Annotated in this window: 15 protein-coding genes; 4 read left to right on the plus strand and 11 right to left on the minus strand. The window is 63.1% G+C overall.

The features are described from left to right. Window positions 1-34: 34 nt before the first annotated feature. The 5 genes from AB5K84_RS34130 to AB5K84_RS34150 form a co-directional block, all read right to left on the minus strand. Window positions 35-853: an aldo/keto reductase gene (locus AB5K84_RS34130; RefSeq protein ID WP_011085395.1), complete on the minus strand. Its 819-nt coding sequence runs from the start codon at window positions 851-853 to the stop codon at window positions 35-37. Between the two features lie 262 nt (window positions 854-1,115). Further along, window positions 1,116-2,681 carry an alkaline phosphatase D family protein gene (locus tag AB5K84_RS34135; protein ID WP_011085394.1) on the minus strand — a complete coding sequence of 522 codons (1,566 nt, stop codon included), beginning with the start codon at window positions 2,679-2,681 and terminating at the stop codon, window positions 1,116-1,118. Window positions 2,682-2,994: 313 nt separating this feature from the next. After that, entirely contained in the window at window positions 2,995-3,414 is a 420-nt protein-coding gene (locus tag AB5K84_RS34140) for a hypothetical protein (protein ID WP_011085393.1), read from the minus strand. A 110-nt stretch (window positions 3,415-3,524) separates the two neighbouring features. Further along, window positions 3,525-4,526: an NAD(P)H-dependent flavin oxidoreductase gene (locus AB5K84_RS34145; protein WP_011085392.1), complete on the minus strand. Its 1,002-nt coding sequence runs from the start codon at window positions 4,524-4,526 to the stop codon at window positions 3,525-3,527. A gap of 62 nt (window positions 4,527-4,588) precedes the next feature. Continuing rightward, window positions 4,589-5,326, minus strand: coding sequence for an SDR family oxidoreductase (locus tag AB5K84_RS34150; RefSeq protein ID WP_011085391.1), 738 nt, complete (start codon window positions 5,324-5,326; stop codon window positions 4,589-4,591). Window positions 5,327-5,487: 161 nt separating this feature from the next. Here AB5K84_RS34150 and AB5K84_RS34155 point away from each other — a divergent pair, with 161 nt between their 5' ends. Further along, window positions 5,488-5,952, plus strand: coding sequence for a winged helix-turn-helix transcriptional regulator (locus AB5K84_RS34155; RefSeq protein ID WP_038965898.1), 465 nt, complete (start codon window positions 5,488-5,490; stop codon window positions 5,950-5,952). Window positions 5,953-6,076: 124 nt separating this feature from the next. Here the strand turns inward: AB5K84_RS34155 and AB5K84_RS34160 are convergent, their stop codons facing one another. Next, entirely contained in the window at window positions 6,077-6,235 is a 159-nt protein-coding gene (locus AB5K84_RS34160) for a hypothetical protein (protein ID WP_165448145.1), read from the minus strand. A 22-nt stretch (window positions 6,236-6,257) separates the two neighbouring features. Beyond that, on the minus strand, window positions 6,258-6,632 hold the full coding sequence (locus AB5K84_RS34165; protein WP_011085389.1) for a PRC-barrel domain-containing protein: 375 nt from the start codon (window positions 6,630-6,632) through the stop codon (window positions 6,258-6,260). A 135-nt stretch (window positions 6,633-6,767) separates the two neighbouring features. Between AB5K84_RS34165 and AB5K84_RS34170 the strand changes: the two genes are divergently transcribed. Next, entirely contained in the window at window positions 6,768-6,995 is a 228-nt protein-coding gene (locus AB5K84_RS34170) for a hypothetical protein (protein ID WP_027546226.1), read from the plus strand. Window positions 6,996-7,396: 401 nt separating this feature from the next. Here the strand turns inward: AB5K84_RS34170 and AB5K84_RS34175 are convergent, their stop codons facing one another. Then, window positions 7,397-7,555 carry a hypothetical protein gene (locus AB5K84_RS34175; protein ID WP_165448144.1) on the minus strand — a complete coding sequence of 53 codons (159 nt, stop codon included), beginning with the start codon at window positions 7,553-7,555 and terminating at the stop codon, window positions 7,397-7,399. A 173-nt stretch (window positions 7,556-7,728) separates the two neighbouring features. Here AB5K84_RS34175 and AB5K84_RS34180 point away from each other — a divergent pair, with 173 nt between their 5' ends. Continuing rightward, window positions 7,729-7,989, plus strand: a complete 261-nt coding sequence (locus AB5K84_RS34180; RefSeq protein ID WP_028175367.1) for a hypothetical protein — start codon at window positions 7,729-7,731, stop codon at window positions 7,987-7,989. Window positions 7,990-8,132: 143 nt separating this feature from the next. Here AB5K84_RS34180 and AB5K84_RS34185 read toward each other — a convergent pair whose 3' ends face one another. The 3 genes from AB5K84_RS34185 to AB5K84_RS34195 all read right to left on the minus strand — a co-directional run bounded on the left by AB5K84_RS34185 (window position 8,133) and on the right by AB5K84_RS34195 (window position 8,873). Continuing rightward, the gene (locus tag AB5K84_RS34185; protein ID WP_011085387.1) at window positions 8,133-8,354 is read right to left on the minus strand and encodes a hypothetical protein; all 222 of its coding nucleotides are present in this window, start codon (window positions 8,352-8,354) and stop codon (window positions 8,133-8,135) included. Window positions 8,355-8,438: 84 nt separating this feature from the next. Further along, the gene (locus AB5K84_RS34190) at window positions 8,439-8,570 is read right to left on the minus strand and encodes a hypothetical protein (RefSeq protein WP_256380402.1); all 132 of its coding nucleotides are present in this window, start codon (window positions 8,568-8,570) and stop codon (window positions 8,439-8,441) included. A 108-nt stretch (window positions 8,571-8,678) separates the two neighbouring features. Beyond that, window positions 8,679-8,873, minus strand: coding sequence for a hypothetical protein (locus AB5K84_RS34195; protein ID WP_028175368.1), 195 nt, complete (start codon window positions 8,871-8,873; stop codon window positions 8,679-8,681). Between the two features lie 95 nt (window positions 8,874-8,968). On the opposite strand from AB5K84_RS34195, the gene AB5K84_RS34200 reads away from it, so the two are divergent. Then, complete coding sequence (locus tag AB5K84_RS34200) at window positions 8,969-9,478, plus strand: DUF4142 domain-containing protein (protein WP_011085386.1); 510 nt, start codon at window positions 8,969-8,971, stop codon at window positions 9,476-9,478. Window positions 9,479-9,527 lie beyond the last annotated feature (49 nt).

Consider the following 9,527-nt stretch of genomic DNA (forward strand, 5'->3'; position numbering starts at 1 on the left):
GGGCCATTTCTTTGTGTTCGCGACATGCGCTCGGTCAGTCCCACGCCGGCGCAAAGCCGGGATTGACGCAACGCCTGTCCTTCGGCAGCGCGGCGATCTTGTTGCGGTCGGCATCGTCGAGCATGATCTTCAGCGCATCGAGATTGGCCTGCTGGCTCTCGCGGCGCGAGGCCTTCGGGATCGCCGCAACGCCGCCCTGGTCGAGCAGCCATTTCAGCGCAACCTGTGCAGCGGTCGCGTTGTGCCTGGCGCCGATCTCCGCCAGCACCGGATCGGAGGCAACGCGTCCCTGCGCCAGCGGGCAATAGGCGACCAGCGGGATCGACCTGGCATTGAGATAGGCCAGCACCTTCGATTGATCGAGCATCGCGTGATACTCGATCTGGTTGCAGGCGATCGGCGCCTTGATGTCCTCGACCGCGATCTTGAGCAGCGCCGTGGTGAAATTGGCAACGCCAATCGCCCGCGTGCGTCCCTCCTCCTTCAGCTTCATCAAGGTCTCGAACACCGCGCCCCAGTTCGCGGACCTGGACGGCCAGTGCACGAGATAGAGATCGACATGGTCGAGCCGGAGCTTCTTCAGGCTGGCGTCGAAGGCCCGCCGGATCGCATCCGGCGCCAAATTCTCGTGCCAGACCTTCGTGGTGACGTGCAACTCACCGCGCGGCAGCCGGGCCGCGGCGAGCGCGGCACCGATGGGTTCCTCGTTGGCGTACATTTCAGCCGTGTCGATGTGGCGGTAGCCGATCGACAGCGCGCTCTCGACCGCGGCGCGGCAGGCATCGCCCTGCATGCGAAAGGTGCCGAGGCCGAGCTTGGGCATGCTGATGCCCTGTGTCTTCAGATTGTCCATAAAACAGGCTCCTGACGTATTTCAGCCCGCGAGATGCCCGCGGTGAGGCCGCGGGGACAGACGCTTCGTTGATGGAAACAAGGTGGCGGGAGCGGTCAGTGTAGCGCGGGAGACGCGGAGCGGCCAATCAAGATCGGGTTAGCGTCGGCGCACTGAGTGCCTCCCCAACGTCATGACCGGGCTTGACCCGGTCATCCACGACTTGCCCCTTGGCACGCAGAACGTGGATGCCCTGGACAAGCCCGGGCATGACGAACCGGCCTCACGAATGCTGCGCGACCACGGCCGGGCGCGCCTGCGACTGCGGCACGATGTCGACCGACCAGAGGTCGCGGTTGTCGACGTCTTTCAGCGTCACGGTCATCACGCCGCTCGCGCCATCGATGTCGACGCGGCCGAAGAACTGCAATCCGAAGCAGGGCGCGAGGTTCTCGCCCTGCGCTTCGCTGCATCCGTTCTGGTACATCGCGACCGGACCAAAAGTGTCGTCGAGTTCGCCCGGGCCCCAGGTGCCGGCATGCAGCGGGCCGGAGACGAACTCCCAGAACGGTTCGAAGTCCTGGAATTGCGCCCTGTTGGGATCGTAGTAGTGCGCGGCGGTGTAGTGCATGTCGGCGGTGAGCCAGACGACGTTGCGCACGCCGGCGCGCCTGATGGAGCCGAGCAGATCGGCGATCTCGTGCTCGCGTCTATCAGGCGGCCCATTGCCGAGCGCGACCGCATCGAGACTGATCAGGCCGATCGGCAGGTCGGCGGCGATCACCTTCCAGGTCGCGCGCGAGGCGGCCAGCTCCCGCTTCAGCCAGGCCAGCTGCTCGGCGCCGAGAATCCAGCCGCGATGGTCGGCGCCCTTGTTCCAGGTCTCATCCCGAAAACTGCGCATGTCGATCATGAAGACGTCGAGCAGCGGACCGTAAGCGATCTTGCGATAGACCCGCCCCTGCCGTGCGCCGATGTCGCGGATCGGCATGAAGTCGAAGAAGGCGCGGCGGGCGCGCGCGACCAGGCGCGGCGTGCCGTCGTCCTCATAACCGGCCTCGTCATAGCTGCCGGACGGTGACCAGTCGTTGGTGACCTCGTGATCGTCCCACTGCGCGAACATCGGCACATTCGCGTGGAAATCGCGAAAATGCGCATCGAGATGATTGTATTTGTAGTTGCCGCGAAACTGCGCCAGCGTGCGCGCGACCTCCGATTTTTCCTCCGTGACGATGTTGCGCCAGGTCTCGCCGCTCGGCAGCTTCTGCTCGGATGGAATCGTGCAGTCGGCGTAGATATGGTCACCGGAGTGAATGAAGAAGTCAGGGCGATTGTCGAGCATGGTGCGATAGCTGCGATAGCCGCCGCGCGAGATGTCGATGCCCCAGCCCTGCCCCGCGGTGTCGCCGGACCACAGGAACGAGATCGATTGCCCTGCGGCCGGCGCAGTGCGGAAATGGCCGACGCGGCTTTCGCCGGCGATGCCGGTCGCGATGTCATCGAAGCGGACGCGATAGAAGATGTCCTGCCCCGGCGGCAGATCGCTCAGCAGCAGCTTCGAGGTGAAGTCGGCGTCCGGCCGCGTGTCGCCGGAGGCCGCGGCAACAATGGTCTTGAAACTCTCGACGGTCGAGCATTCCACCTGCATGCGCGCGGCCCGATCGGCGCGCGCCCAGATCACGGCGGAGCCGTCCGAGACGTCGCCGGACTGGATGCCGCCGGCGATCTGCGGGCGGTCGGCGGCACGGCTGATGGATGGCTTTGCGAGCGCGGCCAAGGCGAGGCCGGAGGTGGAGCGGACCAGGAATTGCCGCCGGGTCCATGCGCGCGGGGCGCGGAGCGTTGCCATTCAGGAGACCTTCGTCGAATCGCGACGGAAGGTGCCTGCGCTCCTTGACTCCTACCCTTACGGTTTCTTGACTCCGCGCCTACGGTTTTGCGACGCGGGGATGACGTGTGAGATGCAGCCCCGAGCGCGGTGCGCTCCCTCGCCCCGTTCTTACGGGGTCGGGACGAGCTTTGCTCGCCCTGAGAGGGTTGGGGTGAGTGGCCTCTCTTCACAGGTGAGATCATCGATAGACCTGTACCCCCTCACCCGGATTGCTTCGCAATCCGACCTCTCCCCGCAAGCGGGGCGAGGTGAAGAAGGCGCGTCGTCGCGGCTATCGCTGCCAGTTGCAGATGCCGCCGGAGCGGCAAGGCCAGGTCTGGATGCGGGTATCCCTCGCCTGCGCATCCAACGGATTGCCGCGGCGATGCGCGAGCTTGGTCCGGGCCGCACCACGCGGCTGCGCGGCCTTGACGTGCGCGACCTTCGGTTCGGCCACATGCACGCGTTCGGCGGCGACCTTTTTCGGCACGTCCACCGGCTCGGCGCGGGCCTGCGCCTCGTTGCCGCCGCGGGCCTCTAACGCGACCGGTGCGAACCGCGTCTCCGGCCCGAGCCGCTTCGGCGACAACACCGCTTTGGACAGATCGAGACCGAAATATTCATCGGGCTTGTAGTCATCAGCGCGCGATGCGCCGCCCCATGCGAGCACGAGGGCAACGGCAACAGCAAAATGAACGCTCTTCAGGACCACGGACGCCTCCTGAAATTGATTTATTAAAGGGGTAATTTACCCCTATTTAGGAAGCCTCGCGCGCAATTCCAGCGGTCAAGTCCCACCGTGGTTAAGAAGTTCGGCGGTGTTCAGGCGACCTTTCGTGTCGCGCCCGTCCCGTCCAGGAACCCCATCAGGCGGCCGCGGATGATGGTTTCCGCCTCACTCATGATGCGATCGACGAGTTCCTTGCAGGAGGGGATGTCGTGGATGAGGCCTGCGACCATGCCGCAGCTCCAGGCGCCCGCATCCATCTGCCCGTCCAGCATGATCCTGGGATAGACGCCCGCGACCTGGTCGTGGATGTCGTCGATGGTGAGCTTGTCGCCCTTCTCGCGCTCGATCTCGAGCAGACGATCGACATTGGCGTTCTTCAGGACGCGTTCTGTGTTGCGCAAGCTCCGCATGATCAGACGGGTGTCGAGCTCGGTGGCGGCGACCAGCGCGTTCTTCACGTTCTGATGCACCGGCGCTTCCTTGGTCGCAATGAAGCGCGTGCCCATGTTCATGCCGGCCGCGCCCAGCGACAGCGCCGCGACGAGGCTGCGCCCGTCAGCCATGCCGCCGGAGGCAACGAACGGGATCTTCAATTCCTCTGCCGCGCGCGGCAGCAGGATCATGTTCGGAATGTCGTCCTCGCCGGGATGGCCGCCGCACTCAAAGCCGTCGACGCTGACGGCATCGCAGCCGATCCGCTCGGCCTTCAGGGAATGGCGAACTGACGTGCATTTATGGATCACCTTGATGCCAGCCGCCTTAAGCGCCGGCATATACTGTTCCGGGCTGCGACCCGCAGTCTCCACCGCCTTGACGCCGCCTTCGACAATGGCCGCGATGTATTCCGGATAAGGCGGTGCCGAGAAAGCCGGCAGAAACGTGAGATTCACGCCGAACGGCTTGTCGGTCATGTCGCGGCAGCGCGCGATCTCTTTCGCCAGCAGCTCCGGCGTCTTCTGCGTGAGGCCGGTGATGATGCCGAGCCCGCCGGCATTCGAGACGGCGGCAGCCAGCTCGGCAAAGCCGACGAAATGCATGCCGCCCTGGATGATGGGGTGCTCGATGCCGAACAGTTCGGTGATCGCGGTCTTCACGTAGGCTTCCTCCCGGATTTCGGTTTGCTTGGGATCAGTCTAGCCGCAGTCTCGTGCCGCGGTCACCATTTCTCTCCGAAGGGCCGGATCTCCATCTCGAATGTCCAAGCGCTCTTCGGCTGCTGGTAGAGCTGCCAATAAGAATCGGCCACGGCCGACGGCGGCATCAGCAGGTCGGGATTGTCGAGCGCGTTCGGGCCGAGCGCTTCGAGCCGGCGCTGCCGCACCCACTCGGTGTCAACGCCGGAATCGATGATGAGATGGGCGACGTGGATGTTCTTCGGCCCAAGCTCGCGCGCCATCGCCTGCGCCACCGCACGCAGACCAAACTTTGCGCTGGCGAACGCGGCAAAGCCGCTGCCGCCACGCAAGGAGGCCGTTGCGCCAGTGAAGAAGATTTTGCCGCCGCCGCGCGGAAGCATCAGCCGCGCAGCTTCCCGGCCTGCCAGGAAGCCGGAATAGCAGGCCATCTCCCAGACTTTACGGAACACGCGCTCGGTGGTGTCGAGTATCGGGAAATTGACGTTGGCGCCGACGTTGAAGATGCAAACTTCCAGCGGTGCGTGCTTGTCGGCGTCATCGAGGAAGGAGATGACCTCTTCCTCCTTGCGCGCATCGAGCGAGCGCGCGTGGATTTCGCCACCGGCCGCCTCGATGTCCTTCACCAGCGGCGCGAGCTTGTCGCCGTTGCGGCGGCCGGCGAAGATCGAAAAACCTTCGGCGGCGAATTTCTTCGCGATTTCGGAGCCGATGAAATCGCCGGCCCCGATGACGGCAGCTGTCGCGTTTCGCTTGGACAAGGTCGCCTCCTCCGGTGCGGATATGTCTGGAGCAAAGGCTATAGTTCTAAAATAGAACTGTCAAATTGCGAGGCAGAATGCTAGCCTCACGTGCAAATTGCACTGATCATTCAAGTCAGTTCCTTTTTCTGACTTACTACGCCTGCGTCGGAGACCGTATCATGAAGTGGGACACGCTGGACGAAGAGTCCTGCTCGCTCTCCCGCACCGTCGCCGTGGTCGGCGACCGCTGGACGCTTCTGATCCTGCGCGAATGCTTTTTGCGCGTGCGCCGGTTCGAGGGATTTCAGTCCTCGCTCCAGATCACACGGCACCTGCTCTCGGAGCGGCTGAAGAAGCTGGTCCGCTTCGGCATCCTGCGCCGCGTCCCCTATTCCGAGGCGCCCAAGCGCTACGAATACATCCTGACGCAGAAGGGCCTCGACCTCTACCCGATCATCATGGCGATGGTGCATTGGGGCGACACCCACATGGGCGACGAGCGCGGTCGCCCGATGCTGCATGAGCACAGAACTTGCGGCAAGCTGTTCGACCCGGTGATGGTGTGCTCGGAGTGCGGCGAGGTGCTGCATGCAAAGCAGGTGCATGTGCATGCGGGGCCCGGGCGGAGGGAAACGGTGGGCTGAGCGGCGCTGGCGCGCGCAGCACTGCCGCCGTGAGATCATCGGCACGGTTGACGATCGCGGGCGAAAGCGCGGTGCCGATGCCGCGCTCTTCATTCGTGATACTTTCAGCCTCGGCGCACCTTGGTCAGTGCGTCTTGGTGGTTTGCCATTTTTCCAGATCGGGCTTCGCCTCGCCCGATCGCTGCTCCTTCTCCGGATTTCCCTTCCAGGGCTTGTCCGTCTGGGCGTGCGATCCCCAATCGTTCTGATGACGGGGATCGTCGGTGGGCTTTTCCTTGCTCATCGGATCTCCTCTGGTGCGGGGCCTACGCGAAGGGAACGCCATAGTAGGAGTTGATGCCGCGCACCGCAGCATCGTCACCCCAGTTCCAATCGCTCTGCTCACCATATTTCGGCGCGCCTTGCAGCTCCTTGGCTGTAATCCCGGTCACGTAGCCACCGAGATCGGTGTCGTACTTCAGGGACTGCCACGGCAAGGGATAGTGGTCATTGCCGACGCCCAAAAATCCACCGAAGCCGAGCACCGCGTAGGACACCTTGCCACTGATCTTGTCGATCATCACCCGCTCGATCGAACCGATCTTGTTGCGATCCGCGCCATAGACCGACGTTCCCTCGACCCTGTCGCTGCCGATCAACCGGCCCATTTCGCTGCGGTCCAGTTCGCGTTGATTCAACATCTCATTTCTCCACTCAGCCAGTGCGTGGACCAACCGGTTCCGATTGTGATCGTTCCAAATTGGGTTCGGTTCGGCGACTCATCAGGAACATCGCCGGAAACGAGCGGTTCTCTGAGTCTTTAAAGGAAATGAACCATGAGCGACTTTCGCGACATCCAGCACGGCGTCAACGATCCCGTCGATGGGCTCGATGTGAAGCGGCACATCAACTCCACCCAGACACCGCATGAGCGTGCGCAGCACCATGCCGACGTACGGTCAGCGCCGTCGGCCTCGCCGGAAGAACCGTTCCTGCCGGAGCGATTGCGGCGCAAGCCGACCGACCCCATCAATCCGCGCACCGGCCGCAATCCGGCCGACTAGCCGGAGCGGCTGCTGCGGCAATGGACGCTAGCGAAACCGATCCACAAGCGCAGGATGCGGGCACGGCAATGACCGAATACGTCCTGCGCTTCATCGCTGGGTGAACACCATCGGCGCATTCGTCGCTGCCGTCGCAACCTGGGCCGCGGTCTCCGTGTCGATCTGGTGGCTGAAGCGAAAGCTTGGCACCGTCTCCCGACGCCCATCGTCCTGACGCTGGCCGCAGTCAGCGAGGCGCCAGAGCTTCCCGGGGCATCAGGAATTCAAACATCTCGGCCGCGGTCTGAAGCTGCTCGATGCGCGCGGCAATGGAATCGCGCTGAACGCCGACCGGCAAGCTCGCAAGCTCATGCTCGAGCCGTAGCCTGTGCGCGTCGAGACGTTGCGCGAATGTGTGGGGCTCAGACCGTCTTCGCATCGTCCGTCCTCGGGGGTTGCAGGCCCGGGCTGTTGGCCCAGCGCTCGACTTGCTCAATGACCTTCTGATGGCTTGGACGCACCGGCCTTTGTGCTTCGCGTTCCTCAGAAAGCTTGCGGGGTAACCTGACCTCGTCCGTCATGACGCATCTCCCTTTCCCTATGAGAATGCGCGTCCGCGCGAATCGTTTCAACTAACCTATTGATTTATTTAGATTATATTGCTCAACTGGCGCTTTTTTGGACTCCTGTGGAACTCGCGGCAAGTTGGCCGGTTTAGCAAATTACTCATCTTGCTCAATTTGCGTGATTGACCATGAACGACCTTCGCGCCGAGCGGCTCCAAGTCATGCTTTCCCCGGAAGAGCTGGCCGCAGTGGATGATTTCCGGTTCAAGCACCGCATGCCAACGCGTGCCGCAGCGGTACGCGAACTGCTCAAATTCGGACTCGCAGCCGCGGGCATCGAGACGAGCATCGACCCGTCAACGGGCGTCAAATCAAGCGAGTTTGGTGTATTTGGCCGGGGGCCAGACGGACACGCCCCGGGAAAATCCGAGAACGACGCCGAGGATTGATTCGATCGACCTCGCAAGACAAAACGACCCCGGCACAGTGGGGTGCCAGGGCCGTCCTTGGAGATTGCTTCCGGCGCACCGGGGGCATGACAACCGGAAGCAATCCGTCGACTCTTCGCGCAGGGATTCGTTCCTTGCGAGAACTAGCCTGTCGGGGCGTCGCCGGAATCGTCCGGCATCACGCCGGATCCAGGCGTCTTGTTGTTGTCGTTGAGCTTGGGATCGCGGGTCGCCTCACGCGACGGCGAGCCCTTCGAGCCCGTCTTGTGCGAGCCCGTCTTGTGCGCGGTCTGCGCGCGCTGCTTGTCGCGCGGTTGATCCTCCGCGCGCTGATCCCTGACGATACCGTGGTCGGAATGCGCCATGATGTCCTCTCGCTTCTCCAGATGTCCTGAAGCGCTTACGCACCGGCGCGTCGAATGTTCCGGTTCAGGCGAGAGGCCGCGGCGCTAGCTATGCGCCGCATGCACCGCAGCCGATGCATTCTCCATATGCACCTGCCGCACCGTCGTCACCGTCGCGAACGCCACCGAGACGCCAAAAGCGAGAATGAGTGAAAGAAGAGCAAGACGTGGAGCCATTGCAAAATCTCCTTCTGGAATCGAAAATCAACGCGATTGACTGTTCCCGAATGATCCTGGATTGGTCACTTGCATTCCGTGCGCGGCGTCACACCCAAACGAGAGCGCCTATGCATCCTGCTTTTGGGAGGCACGGGTCGTTACGGGCGGAATTTCGCCATCAAGCCAGTCCTGTTCTGTCGCGAGCGCGGTCCAGGCGTCTGCCATGCGCAAATAGCGCTTATAGGCAGGTTGCCCTTCCGCCCGCTCGGCGAGTTGCAAGCAGTTGTCGGCGTTGTCCCTGTAAATGTCAGACTGTTTCATGAATCATGACGTGGGGACGGAACTGTCGCGTCGCAACCGCCCTTACCGGATCGTAACGTTCAGGGAACCTTGCACGCCATCGGTCATTGATATCGATGCGAGTTCTTGTCGCGATCATCCTGATGTTCATCAGCACCGCAGCGCTTGCCGATAGCACCGGCGAGCGAAGGCCGGGCGAACGCGTGCCGACGGCGACCGATGTCATCAACGGCCTCTACGCGTTCAGCCGCTTCCAGCAGGGCCTGCTGGAAAGCACCGACCTGAAGGGCAACGCGGAGGTGAAGAACCTCGCCGCCCTGCGCGCCGAGGAAGCGGCGAAACGCGACAAAGCGTTGAAGGACATACAAGAGGCGATCGGCGCTGAGCCGCGCGTCGGCAAGACAACGGCGAGCACAGGCCTCGCCGAGCCCGACAATTCGGACGGACCGGCCTACGTCCGAACCTTCTATGCCGCGCAGATCCCCGAATATGAATCCACCATTGGCCTGCTCGAGCACTATCTCAAAGCTCCCGACAACGCCGCACTGGCCGCCTTTGCCCACGGCCAGCTGCCGGTGCTGCGTTCGCAGATGAAGGATGCTGAGCGGACGATGGCAGACAAATAGCCCCTTTCGTCCTCCGGCCGCCGCCCGTGGTGCCCGCCCCGCCGATTGG

The organism is Bradyrhizobium sp. 1200_D9_N1_1, from assembly GCF_052075915.1.
GTDB classification, from domain to species: Bacteria; Pseudomonadota; Alphaproteobacteria; order Rhizobiales; family Xanthobacteraceae; genus Bradyrhizobium; species Bradyrhizobium diazoefficiens.